Origin of the sequence: Allobosea sp., assembly GCF_036675845.1 — a bacterium.
In the GTDB taxonomy this organism is placed as follows: domain Bacteria; phylum Pseudomonadota; class Alphaproteobacteria; order Rhizobiales; family Beijerinckiaceae; genus Allobosea.
Window position 1 is genome coordinate 40,378 of the sequence record NZ_JAKFED010000052.1, and the last position, 17,522, is coordinate 57,899.

The window sequence follows — 17,522 nt, forward strand, 5'->3', positions numbered from 1 at the left end:
AGAGCCCGCCATGTCCGACCTTCTCCCCGAGACCAGCGCCGCCAAGACCGGCGTCCCCAAGGCCAGCGCCGCCAAGACCAGCCCCGGCCGCTTCTTCGAGGATTTCCGGCTGGGCGAGACCATCGTGCATGCGACGCCGCGCACCGTCACGGCCGGCGATGTCTCGCTCTATACGGCGCTCTACGGCTCGCGCTTCGCGGTGCAGTCCTCCGACGCCTTCGCGGTCGCACTCGGCTATCCCGGCGCCCCGGTCGACGACCTGCTGGTCTTCCACATCGTCTTCGGCAAGACCGTGCCGGACATCTCGATCAATGCGGTCGCCAATCTCGGCTATGCCGATGGGCGCTTCCTGAAGCCGGTCTATCCGGGCGACACGCTCTCGGCGGCCTCGGAGGTCATCGGCCTGAAGCAGACCTCGGGCGGCGATGCCGGCATCGTCTATGTCCGCTCGATCGGCCGCAACCAGCATGGCGAGATCGTGCTGAGCTATGCGCGCTGGGTGCTGGTGCGCAAACGCAATCCCGGCACGCCGGCCGAATTCGAGGCTGTTCCGGAACTGCCCAGGGCGGTGCTTCCCGAGGCCCTGGGCGAGAGCTGCCCGGCGCTTTCGCTGGCCGGCTATGATGACGGGCTCGCCGGCTCGGCCTTCCGCTGGGGCGACTACCAGGCCGGCGAGCGCATCGACCATGTCGACGGCATGACCGTCGAGGAGGCCGAGCACCAGATCGCGACGCGGCTCTACCAGAACACCGCCAAGGTGCATTTCGACGGCCATGGCGCGCGTGAGACCCGCTTCGGCAAGCGGCTGATCTATGGCGGCCATGTCATCAGCCTGGCGCGGGCGCTGTCGTTTAACGGGCTCGGCAACGCCTTCCACATCGCCGCGATCAATGCCGGCCGGCATGTCGCGCCGCTCTTTGCCGGCGACACAGTCTATGCCTGGAGCGAGGTGCTGGAGGCCGCGGAACTGCCGGGGCGGGAGGATGTCGGGGCGCTGCGCCTGCGCCTCGTCGCCGCCAAGAACCTGCCCTGCGACGAGCACCCGCTGAAGCTGGGCGACCAGTATGCCGAGGGCGTGATCCTCGATTTCGACTACTGGGCGCTGCTGCCGCGATAGGCAGATGCAATCGCCGGCGGGCGTACCCGTCATGGCGAGCGAAGCGAAGCAGTGACGATTCAAGCGCGCTCAGCGCGACTGCGTCGTCTCTCCGCTCTTCGAAACCCGGATGCCGCCCTTGGCGTCGGTCGCGACCTCGTAGGTCAGGAGGTCGACATGGCCCTCCTGGGAGATCGAGACGGTGTAGGAGGTGGTGGAGTTCTGCTTGATCGCGCTGATGCCGCCGCCGCCGACCTGGCTGTAGTTCTTGCCGATATCGGCAAGGATGGCCTCGATAATGCACCTGGAGCGTTCGATCGCGTTCATCTGGCAGCGCTTTCCTGTTGAGGTGAGACCGGCCCGGTTTCCCTGAGCGCCGGCCGGGCCGGCTGCTCCGCCGACGAGGAGGAGCATCAGGGAAAGCAGCATGAGAGAGATACGCATGGCGTGGCCTTTCGTTCTGCCGGCGCGATCATCGGCGCAACTGGCGCGTCGTCACCAGCCTGCCGGCGGCGATCTCGGCCGGGTTCCGCGGATAGAGCCGCTGCAGCCTGGCTTCCCAGTCCGTCAGGGTCAGTGCCGCACCCTGGGTCGCGATCGCGATGATCGCCTTCCGCCATGGCATGGCCTGCGTCGTGCGCAACTGCATGCCCTGGCCCATCACCGAGTTCTTGTCGGCATCGGCGACGCCGTAGCAGGTCGCGCCATTGGTGTCGCCGCCGGGCGGACAATGCGCCTTTCCGACATCGACATGGTCGAGACCCAGCAGATGGCCGACCTCATGGACATGGGCACGCTGCATGATCGCCCTGTGCCGGCTGTTGGTGCCCTTGCGGACCATCCTGGTGTCGAGGCTGTCATAGAGGCTGGCATGCGAGCCGAACCAGTTCTCGCTGTGGTGAAGCCGGACGACGTCGATGACCTGATGGTGGCCGCCGAAGCTGATGTCGCGATCCTCGATGCAGAACCTGCACCAGATGTTGGGCCGGTACTTCACGCCGTTCTTGTCGAACTCGTAGAGCGCGAAATTGTTGGAGAGCCAGAACTTGCCGTTCCAGAAATTGACGGCCGAGCTGACGAAATTGCGCTTCCACAGGTTCCAGGCGCCGTTCGTCCATTTGACGATCCTGCGCGTCGGCTCGGCGGCGTCGCCATAGTCGTGATAGGTTCCGTCCGCGGCGCCGCCGGCCGGGTTGATCTGCCGGAAGCCGAGCTTCAGGGTCAGCGTCAGCTCGGCGTTGTTGTAGGGGTCGCAGGGGTCGGTGTTGAGCTCGGCTTCGAAGGTCGGCAGGCTGAGGCTGATCTTCATCGGAGGTCCTTCAGACATCGGTGCCGGCGCCGAGGGACAAGACAATGCCGCGAGGCCGGCTCTGGCTGGCTCGCAGCGCTTGTGCGGCTCAAGCCGGTTTTCGCCCGGACCTTCCAAAAAGGGCTTCCCGCCTGCATAAAGTTACAGAATCTAGATTCTGTAACTTGGCTTTGCCGCTATCGCATTGCAGCAAGGGTCGGGTTTCGTTAGAGAGCCATACACTCTAGAACGATACCAAGAGATCGTTCGCAGACGAGCTCGAAGGTTCGGGAGAGTTCAACTTGGCCGAGGTCAAACCGGCGGCGCGCCCGCTTTCGCCGCATCTGCAGATCTACCGCTGGTCCTGGACGATGGCGATGTCGGTCGCCCATCGCATCACCGGGACCGCGCTCTATGGCGGCACGCTGCTGGTCGCGCTCTGGCTCGTCGCGGCGGCTTCCGGCCCTGCCGCCTATGACATGGCGCAGGCGATCGCGGGCTCGATCCTCGGCCGGCTGGTGCTGTTCGGCTACACCTTCGTCCTGCTCCACCACATGGTCGGCGGCCTGCGCCACTTCGTCTGGGACACGGGCCATGGCTACGATCCGCAGACCCGGATGAACCTCGCCAAATTCAGCGGGCTGGTCTCCGGCATCCTGACCCTGCTGGTCTGGATCGCCGCCTACGCCCTGCGCTGAGGAAAAGCCGATGCTCTCCAACTCCTCGATGCGCACCCCGCTCGCCCGTGTCCGCGGCCTCGGCTCGGCCAAGTCCGGCACCGGGCATTTCTGGCTGCAGCGCGTCACCGCCGTCGCCAATGTCTTCCTGGCGCTCGCCTTCCTCGTCATCGTCGTCTCGCTGGTCGGCAAGCCCTATGCGGCGGCGGTCGCGACGCTGGCGAATCCGTGCGTCGCGATCCTGATGCTGCTCTTCGTGATCTCCGGCGCGGTGCATATGCGCCTCGGCATGCAGGTCATCATCGAGGACTATGTCCACAGCGAGGGCCTCAAGATCGTGGCCGTGATGGCCAACACCTTCTTCGCGATCGCGGTCGGCGCCGCCTGCGCCTTCGCATTGCTGAAGCTCTCTTTCGGAGCCTGAAACGATGGCGATCACCAAGCCCCGCTCGGTCCCGGCCTATGCCGGCCAGGCCTATCCGATCACCGACCACAGCTTCGACGTCGTCGTCGTCGGCGCCGGCGGGGCCGGCCTTCGCGCCACCGTCGGCTGCTCGCAGGCCGGCCTGCGCACCGCCTGCATCACCAAGGTCTTCCCGACGCGCTCGCACACGGTCGCGGCCCAGGGCGGCGTCGCCGCCTCGCTCGGCAATATGGGCAAGGACACCTGGCAATGGCACATGTACGACACCGTCAAGGGGTCGGACTGGCTCGGCGACCAGGACGCGATCGAGTACCTCGTCCGCAACGCCCCGGCGGCGGTCTACGAGCTCGAGCATTGGGGCGTGCCGTTCTCGCGCACCGAGAGCGGCAAGATCTACCAGCGCCCCTTCGGCGGCATGACCACCGAATTCGGCGAAGGCCCGCCGGCGCAACGCACCTGCGCCGCGGCCGACCGCACCGGCCACGCCATGCTGCACACGCTCTACGGCCAGGCGCTGCGCTACAACACCGAGTTCTTCATCGAGTATTTCGCCATCGACCTGATCATGGACGATGACGGCGCCTGCCGCGGCGTGATCGCGCTCAAGCTCGATGACGGCACGCTGCACCGCTTCCGCTCGAAGATGGCGATCATGGCGACCGGCGGTTATGGCCGCGCCTATTTCTCGGCGACCTCGGCCCATACCTGCACCGGCGATGGCGGCGCCATGGTGCTGCGCGCCGGCCTGCCGCTGCAGGACATGGAGTTCGTGCAGTTCCACCCGACCGGCATCTACGGCGCCGGTTGCCTGATCACCGAGGGCGCGCGCGGCGAGGGCGGCTACCTGACCAATTCGGAAGGCGAGCGCTTCATGGAGCGCTATGCCCCTTCGGCCAAGGACCTCGCCTCGCGCGACGTCGTCTCACGCTCGATGACGATGGAAATCCGCGGCGGCCGCGGCGTCGGCAAGAACAAGGACCACATCTACCTCCACCTCGACCATCTCGACCCGAAGATCCTGCATGAGCGCCTGCCGGGCATCTCGGAGAGCGCCAAGATCTTCGCCGGCGTCGACGTCACCCGCGAGCCGATCCCGGTGCTGCCGACGGTGCACTACAACATGGGCGGCATCCCGACGAACTTCCACGGCGAGGTCTTGACCAAGGTCGACGGCAATCCCGACACGGTGGTGCCCGGGCTGATGGCGATCGGCGAGGCGGCCTGCGTCTCGGTGCACGGCGCCAACCGCCTCGGCTCCAACTCGCTGATCGACCTCGTCGTCTTCGGCCGGGCCGCCGGCCTGCGCTGCGCCGAGATCGTCAAGCCGGGCGAGGCGCAGCCGCAGCTGCCGGCGAACTCGGCCGACCTCGCGCTGACCCGCCTCGACAAGTACCGCAATGCCGCCGGCGGCACGCCGACGGCGGAGCTGCGCGGGCAGATGCAGAAGACCATGCAGGATAATTGCGCGGTCTACCGCACCGGCGAGACGCTGGAGGAAGGCCACAAGCTGATCCACCAGGTCTGGGCCGGGATCGAGGACATCGCCACGACCGACCGCTCGCTGATCTGGAACTCGGACCTGATCGAGACGCTGGAATTCGACAACCTGATCACCCAGGCCGTCGTCACCATGGATTCGGCGCTGAACCGCCCGGAGAGCCGCGGCGCCCATGCCCGCGAGGACTATCCGGACCGCAACGACAAGGACTGGATGAAGCACACCCTCGCCTGGATCGACGACGCCAAGCGCACGGTGACGCTCGACGACCGGCCGGTGCACACCTACACGCTCTCGAACGACATCGAGTACATCAAGCCCAAGGCGCGGGTGTATTGAGGACGATCTGACAGATGGCCGCTTTCAATCTTCCTCAGAATTCCCGCTTGATCGAGGGCAAGGCCTGGCCGAAGCCGGCCGGCGCCGCGAAGCTGACCGAGTTCAAGGTCTATCGCTGGAATCCCGACGACAGCGCCAATCCGCGCACCGATACCTATTATGTCGACCGCGAGGATTGCGGGCCGATGGTCCTCGACGCGCTGATCTGGATCAAGTCGAAGATCGACCCGACGCTGACCTTCCGCCGCTCCTGCCGCGAGGGCATCTGCGGCTCCTGCGCCATGAACATGGACGGCAAGAACGGGCTCGCCTGCACCACCGGCATCGACGAGTGCGGCGGCACGGGCAAGAATGCGGGCAGGGTCGCGATCTATCCGCTGCCGCATATGCCGGTGGTCAAGGATCTGGTGCCGGACCTGACCCGCTTCTACGCCCAGCACGCCTCGATCGAGCCCTGGCTGAAGACGACGACGCCGGCGCCGGAGAAGGAATGGTCGCAGGCCAAGGGCGACCGCGAGAAGCTCGACGGGCTCTATGAGTGCATCCTGTGCGCCTGCTGCTCGACCTCCTGCCCGAGCTATTGGTGGAACGGCGACCGCTATCTTGGGCCGGCCGCGCTGTTGCAGGCCTATCGCTGGCTGATCGACAGCCGCGACGAGGCGACCGGCGAGCGGCTCGACGATCTCGAGGACCCGTTCCGGCTCTATCGCTGCCACACGATCATGAACTGCGCCAATGCCTGCCCGAAGGGGCTGAATCCGGCCAAGGCGATCGCCGAGGTGAAGAAGATGATGGTGGCGCGGCAGGTCTGAGGCGCCCGCCTCGTCGGATTTCGGCGGAAGCGCGCCGAATTTCGAGAAGAGAGCCCTTGCCCATGAAGAACGGGATGATCGTCGCGCCGCAGCCGGAGGCGGCCGAGGCCGGCGCGGCGGTGCTGGAGCGCGGCGGCAACGCCGTCGATGCGGCGATCGCCTGCGCCTTCATGCAAGGGGTGGTCGATCCGCTGATGTCCGGCATCGGCGGCTTCGGCTCGATGCAGCTCTACATGCCCGGCAAGGGCATCCACCAGATCGTCGAGTTCTATGCCCGCGCCTCGCTTTCGGCGAAGCCGGACATGTGGCTGGGCAAATTGCAGGGCCAGTCGCGCGATGGCTTCGCCTTCCTGCTCGAAGGCGGCATCAGCGAGTTCGGCCATCTCGCGGTGTGCACGCCCGGCAGCGTCAAGGGCTATGACTACGCGCTCTCGCGCTTCGGCACGATGGACTGGGCCGACGTGATCGCGCCGGCGATCCGGCAGGCGCGCGAGGGCGTGCTGGTGCGCCCGCACATGCACTGGTTCTGGTCGCAGGACCAGAGCAGCTCCGGCCAGGTCAACACCGCCGACAAGCTGCGCTACAGCGAGACGGGAAAGCGCCTCTACTTCCGCCCCGACGGCAGCGCCAAGCGTCCGGGCGATACGATCGTCAACGCCGACATGGCCAACACGCTGGAGCGGCTCGCAAAGGGCGGCGCCGATTTGTTCTACCATGGCGAGCTCGCCGAGGAGATTGCCGCCGACTTCGCCCGTCATGGCGGGCTGATCTCGCGCGACGACCTCGCCAGATACGAGCTCTCGGTGGCCGAGCCGATCTGGGGCTCCTATCGCGGCCACCGCATCTCGACGAGCCCACCGCCGGCAAGCGGCATGTCGATGCTGCAGATCCTCAACATGCTCGAGCCCTTCGACCTCGGCGCGCTGACCCATGGGAGCGCCGAGCATGTCCGGCTGCTCGCGGAAGCGATGAAGCGCATGACCATCGACAAGGACCGGTTCATGGGCGATCCGGCCTATGTCGATGTGCCGGTCGAGCGCCTGATCTCGAAGGAGCACGCGGCGGAGCAGGCGCAGAGCATCCGCCGCGGCGAGCGCGCCGACGTCAAGCGGCTGGAGCGCTCCTCCTCGCGCGAGACCACCCATGTCACCGTGGTCGACCGGCACGGCAACGCGGTCGCGCTGACCCATACGCTCGGCAGCCCTTCCGGTGCGATCACCGAAGGGCTCGGCTTCATCTACAACGGCACGATGAGCCGCTTCGACCCGCGCCCCGGCCGCGCCGGCTCGATCGCACCCGGCAAGCGCCGCTCCTCCTCGGCCGCGCCGACCATCGTCTTCAAGGGTGACAAGCCGTTCATCGTCATGGGCGCGCCGGGCGGCAGCTATATCGCCCCGGCCATGGCGCAGGGCATCAGCAACGTCATCGACTTCGAGATGGGCATGCTGGAGGCGGTGGCGGCGCCGCGCATCGTCGCGGTCTCGAATGCGATCGACATCTCGAACCGCATCCGCCGGAGCGTCGAGGCCGAGCTCAAGGCCGATGGCTACGACGTCAAGCGCTCGGCCCAGAGCTACCCCTTCGCCGCCCTGCACGGCGTCAGGATCGAGGACGGGAACTGCAGCGGCGGCGCCGATCCGCAGCGCGACGGCATGGCGATCTCGGTGCCGGGGTGAAGGCAGCGGGACCCTTCGCCGTCATTGCGAGGCGGCTTCAGCCGCCGAAGCAATCCAGGCGCGGCAGAGCGAGACCTTCTGGATTGCTTCGCTTCGCTCGCAATGACAGCGAGTGGCGGCCGCCACTCACCCCGGCGCGATCTGCAGCGGGTCGACCGAGATCGCCCGCTTCAGGGCGCGCAGGCCGAAGGTCGTGCGCGATTGGCGCATGCCCGGCAGCCGGTAGATCTTCTCGCGCAGGAAGCGCTCGTAATGCTCGGTGCCGCTGACCACGGCCTTGACCAGGTAATCGTAGTCGCCGGTGACGAGATAGGCCTCGACCACCTCCGGAATCCGCGCCAGCGCCTCGCCGAAGCGGTCGAGCAGCTTGTCGTCATGCTTGTCGAGGGTGATCTCGATGAAGACGACATTGTCGAGCCCGAGCGCCCGATGGTTCAGCACGGCGACATATTTCTCGATCGCGCCGCTCTCCTCCAGCCGCCGCACCCGCGTCCAGCAGGGCGAGGGCGACAAGCCCACCTTCTCGGCCAGCGCGTTGATCGTCAGCCGCCCGTCCTCCTGCAGCGCCGACAGGATGCGCCGGTCGATCGCATCGAGCTCGTCGCCTCGCCTCGCCTTCACCGCCATCGGATGTTCTTTCTGCTGCCTGATCCAATGACAGAAGAATCGTCCGCATTATTCCGAAATTCAAGTCGTGTTCGGCAGGATTCCCTGATCGGGCAGGCCTAGCATGCGTGCAAGGGAGAGCGCGCTGCGGCGCGCGCGCTTCGACATGCCTTGCAGCCTTGCTCGCATGGCGGAATGCTAGGCCAGAATGAGCCAAGGGAGCGCGGACATGACCACCCCCTCACCGCTTCGGTTCCATGTTCCCGTTCCGGCGAGCCGCCCCGGGGAAAAGCCCGATTTCTCGCATGTCGTGATCCCGAAGGCCGGCTCGGTGCAGCGCCCGCCGGTCGATGTCGAGCCCAGGGAGATCCGCGACCTCGCCTATTCGATCATCCGCGTGCTCAACCGCGAGGGCGAGGCGGTCGGTCCCTGGGTGCCCGATCTCGACAAGGACGCGCTGATCCGCGGCCTGCGCCACATGATGACGCTGCGCGCCTTCGACGCGCGCATGCAGATGGCCCAGCGCCAGGGCAAGACCTCGTTCTACATGCAGCACACCGGCGAGGAAGCCGTGAGCTGCGCCTTCCGCATCGCGCTGGGCGAGGGCGACATGAACTTCCCGACCTATCGCCAGGCCGGGCTGCTGATCGCGCATGATTATCCGCTCGTCGAGATGATGTGCCAGATCTACTCGAACGAGCGCGACCCGCTGCGCGGCCGCCAGCTGCCGATCATGTATTCGTCGAAGGAGCACGGCTTCTTCTCGATCTCGGGCAACCTCACCACCCAGTTCGTCCAGGCCGTCGGCTGGGCGATGGCCTCGGCGATCAAGGGCGACAGCCGCATCGCCGCCGCCTGGGTCGGCGACGGCTCGACGGCGGAATCGGATTTCCACGCCGCACTCGTCTTCGCCTCGACCTACAAGGCCCCGGTCGTCCTCAACGTCGTCAACAACCAGTGGGCGATCTCGACCTTCCAGGGGATTGCGCGCGGCGGCTCCGGCACTTTCGCCGCAAGAGGCCTCGGCTTCGGCATCCCGGCGCTGCGCGTCGACGGCAACGACTACCTCGCGACCTATGCGGTGGCGCAATGGGCGATCGAGCGGGCGCGGCGCAATCTCGGGCCGACCCTGATCGAATACGTCACCTACCGCGCCGGCGCGCATTCGACCTCCGACGACCCTTCCGCCTACCGGCCGAAGAGCGAGTCGGACGACTGGCCGCTCGGCGACCCGATCGTCAGGCTGAAGCAGCATCTGGTCGCCATCGGCGCCTGGTCGGAGGAGCGCCACAAGCAGACCGAGGCCGAGATCCTCGCCACCGTGATCGCCGCCCAGAAGGAGGCCGAAAGCCACGGCACCCTGCATGCCGGCGGCAAGCCCTCGGCCCGCGACATCTTCGAGGACGTCTATGCCGAGCTGCCGCCGCATCTGCGCCGCCAGCGCCAGCAGATCGGGGTTTGATGCGATGCGCCGTCCGCTTCTCACGGCTTCCGTCATTGCGAGCGTAGCGAAGCAATCCAGGGAGACTTGGCTCCCTGCCGCCCCTGGATTGCTTCGTCGCTTCGCTCCTCGCAATGACGGCTCGGACCGGGCCGTCACCATCGGAAGGGGAGTCTGATCCATGGCCCGCATGACCATGATCGAGGCGATCCGCTCAGGCCTCGACGTCTCGATGGGCCGCGACGACAATGTCGTCGTCTATGGCGAGGATGTCGGCTTCTTCGGCGGCGTCTTCCGCTGCACCCATGGCCTGCAGCAGAAATACGGCGTCAATCGCTGCTTCGACGCGCCGATCAGCGAGCTCGGCATCGTCGGCACCGCGATCGGCATGGCCGCCTATGGCCTGCGCCCCTGCGTCGAGATCCAGTTCGCCGACTACATGTACCCGGCCTATGACCAGATCGTCTCGGAAGCGGCGCGGCTGCGCTACCGCTCGGCCGGCGACTTCACCTGCCCGATGGTGATCCGCATGCCGACCGGCGGCGGCATCTTCGGCGGCCAGACCCACAGCCAGAGCCCGGAAGCCCTGTTCACCCATGTCTCCGGCCTGAAGACCGTGGTGCCCTCCAATCCGCGCGACGCCAAGGGCCTGCTCATCGCCGCGATCGAGGATCCCGATCCGGTGATCTTCCTCGAGCCGAAGCGGCTCTATAACGGCCCCTTCGACGGGCATCACGACCGCCCGGTCACGCCCTGGTCGAAGCATGAGCTCGGCGAGGTCGAGGAGGGGCACTTCACCATCCCGCTCGGCAAGGCGGCGATCCGCCGCGAGGGCCGGGCCGTCACCATCGTCACCTATGGCACCATGGTCCATGTCGCAGAGGCGGCAGCTGCGGAGACCGGCATCGACGCCGAGATCATCGACCTGCGCACGCTGCTGCCGCTCGATCTCGATGCCATCGTCCAGTCGGTCGCTAAGACCGGGCGCTGCCTCGTCCTGCACGAGGCGACGCTGACCTCGGGCTTCGGGGCGGAACTGGCGGCGCTCGTGCAGGAGCACTGCTTCTACCATCTCGAGGCGCCGGTCGTGCGCGTCACCGGCTGGGACACGCCCTATCCGCACGCGCAGGAATGGGCCTATTTCCCCGGGCCGGCCCGCGTCGGCGCGGCGCTTCGCGAGATCATGGAGAGCCGCTGATGGCCGAGCGCATCATCAAGCTGCCGGATGTCGGCGAGGGCATCGCCGAGGCCGAGCTGGTCGAGTGGCACGTCAAGGTCGGCGATATCGTCCGCGAGGACGACCTGCTCGCCGCCGTGATGACCGACAAGGCGACCGTCGAGATCCCGGCGCCGATCGATGGCGAAGTGCTCTGGATCGGCGCCGAGATCGGCGACACGGTCGCGATCGGCTCGGCTATCGTCCGCCTGAAGGTGGCCGGCGACGGTGCTGCGGCCGAGGAGAAGGCCGACGAGGACAAGGCCGAGGAAAAGCAGGCAGCAGCCGAGAAGCCGCCCGCCAAAGCGGCCAAGCCCGCGGCCGCCCCTTCGGCCACCGCCGTCGAGCCTGCACCGCCCAAGCCAGCCGCGCCCCCGGCGAAGCCGGCTCCGGTCGCCACCAGGGCGCCTTCCCCTGTTGCAGCCCCCGGCGCGCCGCGCCGCGCCGCCGGCGAAAAGCCGCTGGCCTCGCCGGCCGTGCGGCTGAAGGCGCGCGAGGCCGGTGTCGACCTGCGCCAGGTCGCGGGCTCCGGTCCGGCCGGCCGGGTCACGCATGAGGATATCGACGCCTTCATCCAGCGCGGCCCGGAAGCCCCGGCCGCCGGCGGGCTCGTCCCGAAGACGGCGGTCACCGACGTCAAGGTCGTCGGCCTGCGCCGGCGCATCGCCGAGAAGATGGCGCTGTCGAAGTCGCGCATCCCGCACATCACCATCGTCGAGGAGATCGACGTCTCGGCGCTCGAGGAACTCCGCGCCGCGCTCAACAGGAAGCCGACCGCGGAACGGCCGAAGCTGACGCTGCTGCCCTTCCTGATGCGCGCCATGGTCAAGGCGCTGGGCGAGCAGCCGGCGCTGAACGCGCTCTTCGACGACGAGGCGGGAATCGTCCACCAGCATGCCGGCATCCATATCGGCATCGCGACGCAGACCCCTTCGGGCCTGATCGTGCCGGTGGTCAAGCATGCCGAGGCACGCGATCTCTGGGGCTGCGCCATCGAGCTTTCGCGCCTCGCCGAGCGCGCCCGCGACGGCTCGGCGACGCGCGACGAACTGACCGGCTCGACCATCACCATCACCTCGCTCGGCGCGCTCGGCGGCATCGCCACGACGCCGGTGATCAACCATCCCGAGGTCGCCATCGTCGGCGTCAACAAGATGGTGGTGCGCCCGGTCTGGGACGGCACCAGCTTCGTGCCGCGCAAGATGATGAACCTCTCCTCCAGCTTCGACCATCGCGTCGTCGACGGCTGGGACGCCGCCGTCTTCGTGCAGCGCCTCAAGCAATTGCTGGAGACGCCGGCGACGCTGTTCGTGGATATGTGATGTCGACGGTCATGACACGCGCCCGGGCCGGAGATTCGGGAGCAATGTCGGCGCCTTCCCGTCATTGCGAGGAGCGGAGCGACGAAGCAATCCAGGGGCGGCAGAGCTCTACAAGACTGGATTGCTTCGCTGTGCTCGCAATGACGATGCGGTTCCAACGCAGAACCCCAGCCGATGACGGCGGAGTGCAATCATGACCGAGATCAGGCTATGACCGAGATCACCTGCAAGCTGCTCATCATCGGCGCCGGGCCCGGTGGCTATATCTGCGCCATCCGCGCCGGCCAGCTCGGCATCGACACCGTCATCGTCGAGAGCACCAAGCTCGGCGGCAGCTGCCTCAATGTCGGCTGCATTCCCTCCAAGGCGATGATCCACGTCGCCGAGGAGTTCGAGAAGGCGGCGCATGCCGCCGCCGGCAAGACCCCGTTCGGCCTCACCGTCTCCGCGCCGGCGCTGGACCTGAAGCAGGCCGTGGCCTGGAAGGACGGCATCGTCCAGCGCCTCAACAACGGCGTCGCCGGGCTCCTGCGCAAGGCCAAGGTCAAGATCCTGCACGGCCGCGCCCGCTTCCGCGACGGCAAGACCGTGACGGTCGAGACCGAGACCGGCCCGCGGACGGTACGGGCCGAGGCGATCGTCATCGCCACCGGTTCGCAGCCGGTGGAGCTGCCCTTCCTGCCCTTCGGCGGCAATGTCATCTCCTCGACCGGCGCGCTCGCCCTCACCGAACTGCCCAAGCGCCTCGTCGTGGTCGGCGGCGGCTATATCGGCCTCGAGCTCGGCACCGCCTTCGCCAAGCTCGGCAGCAAGGTCACGGTCGTCGAGGCGCAGGACAGCATCCTGCCGCTCTATGATGGGGAGCTGACCGCGCCGGTGGGCAAGAGCCTGACTGCGCTCGGCGTCGAGGTGCTGACCGGCGCCAAAGCCCTCGGACTAGCCGCCAAGGGCGCCGGCCTGCGGATCGAGGCGGCCGACGGCAAGGAGCGGACTCTGGCGGCCGACAAGATCCTGGTCACGGTCGGGCGGGCGCCGACCACCGCCGATCTCGGCCTCGAGGAGCTGGTGCTCGACATGGATGGCCGCTTCATCCGCATCGGCGAGCGCTGCGAGACCTCGATGCGCGGCATCTACGCCATCGGCGACGTCACCGGCGAGCCGATGCTGGCGCACCGGGCCATGGCGCAGGGCGAGATGGTCGCCGAGATCGTCGCCGGCGAGCGGCGCGCCTGGGACAAGGCCGGCATCGCGGCGATCTGCTTCACCGATCCCGAGATCGTTTCCGCCGGGCTCTCGCCGCAGGAAGCCAAGCGCGCCGGCTTCGAGACGAAGATCGGGCTCTTCCCCTTCGCGGCGAACGGCCGGGCGATGACCCGCCATGGCGAGCAGGGCTTCGTGCGCATCGTCGCGCGGGCCGACAACCATCTCGTGCTCGGCGTGCAAGCGGTCGGCCAGGGCGTCTCGGAGCTCTCCACCGCCTTCGGCCTCGCCATCGAGATGGGCGCGAGGCTGGAGGATGTCGCCGGCACGATCCACGCCCATCCGACGCTGGGCGAGGGTTTCCAGGAGGCGGCACTGAAGGCGCTCGGCCACGCGCTGCACATCTGATCTTACGTCAGAAGCCGGCGCTGCCCCCTCCCAATCCTCCCCCGTTCCGGGAGAGGGCTCCCGCGCCCCATTCCGCAGCGGTGCCGATGCCGCAGTAGGCGCATCTCTCTCCCGGAAACGGGGGAGAGACGGAGAGGGGGCAGCGCGGAGCCTGATCGAAAGCGCGCGATCGGCGCGGGGCGGCTCCTCGCCCGGCGAGGGTTGACGCAGGCCGGCAAGCCGCTTCGACTGGAGGCAACGGGCCCGCAGACGGCCCGCCCTTGCCGCGCCGGAGCCGACCGCCATGACCGAACCCTGCGACCTCGATGCCGTGACGGCCCGACGCCTGATCGGCGAGAAGAAGCTCTCGGCTGGCGAGTTGCTCGAAAGCTGCCTTTCCCGCATCGACGCGGTCGACCCCGCCGTCAACGCCATGGTGGCGCGCGATGACGAGCGGGCCCGCGCCGCGGCGAGGGCGGCCGATGCCGCGACCATGCGCGGCGATGCGCTGCCCGCACTGCACGGCCTGCCGATCGGCATCAAGGATCTGGAAGACGTCGCGGGCCTCACCACCACCTATGGCAGCCCGCTCTTCGCCCAGCATGTCCCGACCAAGGACCAGGGCATCGTCGCTTCCGTCCGCAAGGCGGGCGCCGTCATCGTCGGCAAGACCAACACCCCGGAATGGGGCGCCGGCGCCAATACCCGCAACGCCGTCTACGGCGTCACCGGCAACCCGTTCGATCCGTCGCGCTCGGCCGCCGGCTCCTCGGGCGGCTCGGGCGTCGCGCTGGCGACCAATATGGTGCCGATCGCCACCGGCTCCGACACCGGCGGCTCGCTGCGCAACCCGGCGGCGTTCAACGGCATCGTCGGCTTCCGGCCCTCGCCGGGCCTGGTGCCGAGTGACAAGCGGGCGCTCGGCTGGAACCCGCTCTCGGTGCTCGGCCCGATGGCCCGCAACGTCCCCGATCTCTGTCTGCTGCTTTCGACCATGGTCGGCGACGATGCCTGCGATCCGCTGGCGACGACGATCCATGGCAAGGATGTCCGCCGGCCCGAGGATTTCACCCGGCCGCAAGCGTGCGACCTCGCCTCGCTCAGGGTCGCGCTGACGCCGGATTTCGGCTTCGCGCCAACCGAGAAGCACATCCGCGAGGTCTTCGCCGACAAGACCGGCCGCTTCAGCGGCGTCTTCGCCCGCGCCGACCAAACCAGCCCCGATTGCCGCGGCACCGATGAGAGCTTCGAGGTGCTGCGCGCCGTCAATTTCCTCGCCGGGCAGTATGAGCGGGTGCGCGACACGCCGGAGCAGGTCGGCCCCAATGTCCGCGCCAATGTCGAGGAGGGCCTGCGCTATGGCGCCCTCGACATCACCCGGGCGCTGAAGCAGCAGACAGTGATCTACCAGGAGTGGCAGCGCTTCTTCGCCGATTACGACGTCATCCTCTCGCCGGCGATGACGCTCTCCCCGCGGCCCTGGTCGGAGCTCTATCCCGCCGAGATCGACGGCAAGCCGACGCGGACCTATTTCCACTGGCTGGCGAACGCCTATGCGGTGACGATCGTCGGCCATCCGGCGATTTCGCTGCCGGTCGGGCTCGACCGCAACGGCATGCCCTTCGGCCTGCAGATCGTCGGTCCGCGCGGCGGCGACGCCAAGGTGCTTGCAGTTGCGGCCGCGCTGGAGGCACTCTTGGCCGGCGACCCGCTCACCGCCCGCCCGGTGCCGGACATCGCCCGGCTCGAGGCCGCGCCGCGATTGCAGGACAGCCCGAACTTCCTGGGCTTCGATTAGGGATTTTTAGCCGCCCGTCACCACAACCATAAAAAAGGGGAAGTCAGGATGAAGCGTCGTCAGTTTCTGCAGGGCACGGCCGCCGCCGCGCTGTTCGCTCCCGCCCTTGCCAGGGAGGCCGTGGCACAGGGCGCCAGCACCACCGTGATGAAAATGGCGCCGCAAGCCAATCTAACCTCGCTCGACCCGATCTGGACGACGGCGACCGTCACCAACAATCATGGCTACTATATCTACGACACGCTCTATGGCGGCGACCTGAACCTGAAGCCGCAGCCGCAAATGGCCGAGGGCCACGAGATCTCGGCGGACGGCAAGACCTGGCGGATCAAGCTGCGCGAGGGTCTCGCCTTCCATGACGGCCAGCCCGTCAGGTCGGCCGACTGCATCCAGAGCCTGAAGCGCTGGTGCCAGCGCGATCCCTACGGCCAGTTGCTCGCCCGGGCCGTCGAGGCCTGGAACGCGGCCGACGAGCGCACCATCGAGATCAAGCTGACGCGGCCCTTCCCGATGATGCTCGACTGCCTCGCCAAGGCCGACAACCCGCCCTTCATCATGCCGGAGCGGCTGGCGAAGACCGAAGTGACCAAGCAGGTCACCGAGATGGTCGGTTCCGGCCCCTACAAGTTCATCGCCGCCGAATACGTCTCCGGCAGCCGTGTCGTCTACGAGAAGAACGAGGCCTACAAGCCGCGCAGCGAGCCCCCCAGCCGCAATGCCGGCGGCAAGGTCGCCCATTTCAAGCGCATCGAATGGCCGATCCTGCCCGACCCTGCGACGGCGGCCGCCGCCCTCACCAAGGGCGAGATCGACTGGTGGGAGCGCCCGCTCGCCGATCTGCAGCCGCTGCTGGCACAAAGCCCCGAGATCACCCGCGAGGTCATCGACAAGGCCGGCCGCGGCTCGATCATGCGGCTGAACCATCTCCAGCCGCCCTTCAACAATCCGAAGGTCCGCGCCGCCATCCGGCTCGCGGTCAACCAGGAGGACTATATGCGGGCGTCGCAGGGCGACGACACCACGGCCTGGCAGCTTTGCCGCAATCTCTGGTGGCGCGGCACGCCCTATTACACCGGCGAGCTCGAGGATTTGATGCCGCAGAGCCTCGACAAGGCCAAGGCGGCGCTGAAGGAGTCGGGCTACAACGGCGAGAAGGTCGTCATCATCAACCCGAGCGACTTCCCGGACATCGGCCCGCTCGGCGACGTCACCCATGAGCTGCTCAAATCGCTCGGCATGAATGTCGAGATGGCGGCGAGCGACTGGGGCACGGTCGTCCAGCGCCGCAACAGCCGTGAGCCGGTCGAGAAGGGTGGCTGGAGCATCTTCCACACCACAGGCGCGGCGATCGGCTGGGGCAACCCGGCCTTGTCCAACCTGGTGCGCGGCCCGGGCACGACGGGCTGGTTCGGCTGGTGGACCAACGCCAAGGCCGAGGAACTGGCCGAGGAGTGGCTCTATGCCTCGGACGAGGCCGCTCAGAAGAAGGTCGCGGTGACGCTCGGCCGGCTGGCGCTGGAGGAATGCGCCACGATCCCGCTCGGCCAATTCGTCATCAAGACCGCCTATCGCAAGGACCTGACCGGCATGCTGCCGGGCTCGGCGCCTTATCCGTGGGGGCTGAAGCGGGCGTGACGCCTGGCCTCGTGACGAGCGAAACGCGGGGAACCCTCTCCTGTAAGGAGAGGGCAGGGTGAGGTGTAGGCCCTGTGACCAGCTCCGCGAGAGCTGACAGCGCGGTT

The 17,522-nt window shown here is 67.7% G+C and carries 15 protein-coding genes; 12 read left to right on the forward strand and 3 right to left on the reverse strand.

The genetic code is table 11. The features are described from left to right. Positions 1-10: 10 nt before the first annotated feature. Positions 11-1,117, forward strand: coding sequence for a MaoC family dehydratase (locus V6M56_RS05335; RefSeq protein WP_332681878.1), 1,107 nt, complete (start codon positions 11-13; stop codon positions 1,115-1,117). A 69-nt stretch (positions 1,118-1,186) separates the two neighbouring features. Here V6M56_RS05335 and V6M56_RS05340 read toward each other — a convergent pair whose 3' ends face one another. Then, a complete protein-coding gene (locus V6M56_RS05340) occupies positions 1,187-1,423 on the reverse strand; it encodes a hypothetical protein (protein ID WP_332681879.1) in 237 nt (78 codons plus the stop codon). Positions 1,424-1,568: 145 nt separating this feature from the next. After that, positions 1,569-2,405, reverse strand: coding sequence for a zinc metalloprotease (locus V6M56_RS05345; protein ID WP_332681881.1), 837 nt, complete (start codon positions 2,403-2,405; stop codon positions 1,569-1,571). 281 nt (positions 2,406-2,686) lie between these two features. Here V6M56_RS05345 and sdhC point away from each other — a divergent pair, with 281 nt between their 5' ends. The 5 genes from sdhC (at position 2,687) to ggt (ending at position 7,810) form a co-directional block, all read left to right on the forward strand. Continuing rightward, positions 2,687-3,082, forward strand: coding sequence for a succinate dehydrogenase, cytochrome b556 subunit (gene sdhC / locus V6M56_RS05350; protein ID WP_332681883.1), 396 nt, complete (start codon positions 2,687-2,689; stop codon positions 3,080-3,082). 10 nt (positions 3,083-3,092) lie between these two features. After that, positions 3,093-3,485, forward strand: coding sequence for a succinate dehydrogenase, hydrophobic membrane anchor protein (gene sdhD / locus V6M56_RS05355; protein ID WP_332681884.1), 393 nt, complete (start codon positions 3,093-3,095; stop codon positions 3,483-3,485). A gap of 4 nt (positions 3,486-3,489) precedes the next feature. Then, positions 3,490-5,322 carry a succinate dehydrogenase flavoprotein subunit gene (sdhA, locus tag V6M56_RS05360; RefSeq protein WP_332681886.1) on the forward strand — a complete coding sequence of 611 codons (1,833 nt, stop codon included), beginning with the start codon at positions 3,490-3,492 and terminating at the stop codon, positions 5,320-5,322. Positions 5,323-5,336: 14 nt separating this feature from the next. Then, positions 5,337-6,134, forward strand: a complete 798-nt coding sequence (locus tag V6M56_RS05365) for a succinate dehydrogenase iron-sulfur subunit (RefSeq protein ID WP_332681887.1) — start codon at positions 5,337-5,339, stop codon at positions 6,132-6,134. 62 nt (positions 6,135-6,196) lie between these two features. Beyond that, a complete protein-coding gene (ggt, locus tag V6M56_RS05370) occupies positions 6,197-7,810 on the forward strand; it encodes a gamma-glutamyltransferase (protein ID WP_332681889.1) in 1,614 nt (537 codons plus the stop codon). Positions 7,811-7,936: 126 nt separating this feature from the next. Here ggt and V6M56_RS05375 read toward each other — a convergent pair whose 3' ends face one another. Next, positions 7,937-8,437, reverse strand: a complete 501-nt coding sequence (locus V6M56_RS05375; RefSeq protein ID WP_332681891.1) for an Lrp/AsnC family transcriptional regulator — start codon at positions 8,435-8,437, stop codon at positions 7,937-7,939. Positions 8,438-8,645: 208 nt separating this feature from the next. Between V6M56_RS05375 and V6M56_RS05380 the strand changes: the two genes are divergently transcribed. The 6 genes from V6M56_RS05380 (at position 8,646) to V6M56_RS05405 (ending at position 17,415) form a co-directional block, all read left to right on the forward strand. Continuing rightward, positions 8,646-9,878: a 3-methyl-2-oxobutanoate dehydrogenase (2-methylpropanoyl-transferring) subunit alpha gene (locus V6M56_RS05380; protein ID WP_332681892.1), complete on the forward strand. Its 1,233-nt coding sequence runs from the start codon at positions 8,646-8,648 to the stop codon at positions 9,876-9,878. A gap of 160 nt (positions 9,879-10,038) precedes the next feature. Beyond that, entirely contained in the window at positions 10,039-11,055 is a 1,017-nt protein-coding gene (locus V6M56_RS05385) for an alpha-ketoacid dehydrogenase subunit beta (protein ID WP_332681894.1), read from the forward strand. Next, positions 11,055-12,395 (forward strand): dihydrolipoamide acetyltransferase family protein, encoded by a 1,341-nt coding sequence (locus tag V6M56_RS05390; protein WP_332681896.1) that lies wholly within the window; start codon positions 11,055-11,057, stop codon positions 12,393-12,395. The genes V6M56_RS05385 and V6M56_RS05390 overlap by 1 nt, the downstream gene beginning before the upstream one ends. A gap of 210 nt (positions 12,396-12,605) precedes the next feature. Then, complete coding sequence (gene lpdA / locus V6M56_RS05395) at positions 12,606-14,003, forward strand: dihydrolipoyl dehydrogenase (RefSeq protein WP_332681898.1); 1,398 nt, start codon at positions 12,606-12,608, stop codon at positions 14,001-14,003. Between the two features lie 283 nt (positions 14,004-14,286). After that, positions 14,287-15,780, forward strand: coding sequence for an amidase (locus V6M56_RS05400; RefSeq protein WP_332681899.1), 1,494 nt, complete (start codon positions 14,287-14,289; stop codon positions 15,778-15,780). 48 nt (positions 15,781-15,828) lie between these two features. Beyond that, entirely contained in the window at positions 15,829-17,415 is a 1,587-nt protein-coding gene (locus tag V6M56_RS05405; protein ID WP_332681901.1) for an ABC transporter substrate-binding protein, read from the forward strand. Positions 17,416-17,522 lie beyond the last annotated feature (107 nt).

What these genes read in the sequence shown, in the direction of transcription:
- V6M56_RS05335 (WP_332681878.1), top strand. Translation starts at nt 11, where the DNA reads ATGTCCGACCTTCTCCCCGAGACCAGCGCCGCCAAGACCGGCGTCCCC.
- ggt (WP_332681889.1), top strand. Translation starts at nt 6,197, where the DNA reads ATGAAGAACGGGATGATCGTCGCGCCGCAGCCGGAGGCGGCCGAGGCC.
- sdhD (WP_332681884.1), top strand. Translation starts at nt 3,093, where the DNA reads ATGCTCTCCAACTCCTCGATGCGCACCCCGCTCGCCCGTGTCCGCGGC.
- V6M56_RS05400 (WP_332681899.1), top strand. Translation starts at nt 14,287, where the DNA reads ATGACCGAACCCTGCGACCTCGATGCCGTGACGGCCCGACGCCTGATC.
- V6M56_RS05365 (WP_332681887.1), top strand. Translation starts at nt 5,337, where the DNA reads ATGGCCGCTTTCAATCTTCCTCAGAATTCCCGCTTGATCGAGGGCAAG.
- lpdA (WP_332681898.1), top strand. Translation starts at nt 12,606, where the DNA reads ATGACCGAGATCACCTGCAAGCTGCTCATCATCGGCGCCGGGCCCGGT.
- V6M56_RS05390 (WP_332681896.1), top strand. Translation starts at nt 11,055, where the DNA reads ATGGCCGAGCGCATCATCAAGCTGCCGGATGTCGGCGAGGGCATCGCC.
- V6M56_RS05380 (WP_332681892.1), top strand. Translation starts at nt 8,646, where the DNA reads ATGACCACCCCCTCACCGCTTCGGTTCCATGTTCCCGTTCCGGCGAGC.
- V6M56_RS05405 (WP_332681901.1), top strand. Translation starts at nt 15,829, where the DNA reads ATGAAGCGTCGTCAGTTTCTGCAGGGCACGGCCGCCGCCGCGCTGTTC.
- V6M56_RS05340 (WP_332681879.1), bottom strand. Translation starts at nt 1,423, where the DNA reads ATGAACGCGATCGAACGCTCCAGGTGCATTATCGAGGCCATCCTTGCC.
- V6M56_RS05375 (WP_332681891.1), bottom strand. Translation starts at nt 8,437, where the DNA reads ATGGCGGTGAAGGCGAGGCGAGGCGACGAGCTCGATGCGATCGACCGG.
- V6M56_RS05385 (WP_332681894.1), top strand. Translation starts at nt 10,039, where the DNA reads ATGGCCCGCATGACCATGATCGAGGCGATCCGCTCAGGCCTCGACGTC.
- V6M56_RS05345 (WP_332681881.1), bottom strand. Translation starts at nt 2,405, where the DNA reads ATGAAGATCAGCCTCAGCCTGCCGACCTTCGAAGCCGAGCTCAACACC.
- sdhA (WP_332681886.1), top strand. Translation starts at nt 3,490, where the DNA reads ATGGCGATCACCAAGCCCCGCTCGGTCCCGGCCTATGCCGGCCAGGCC.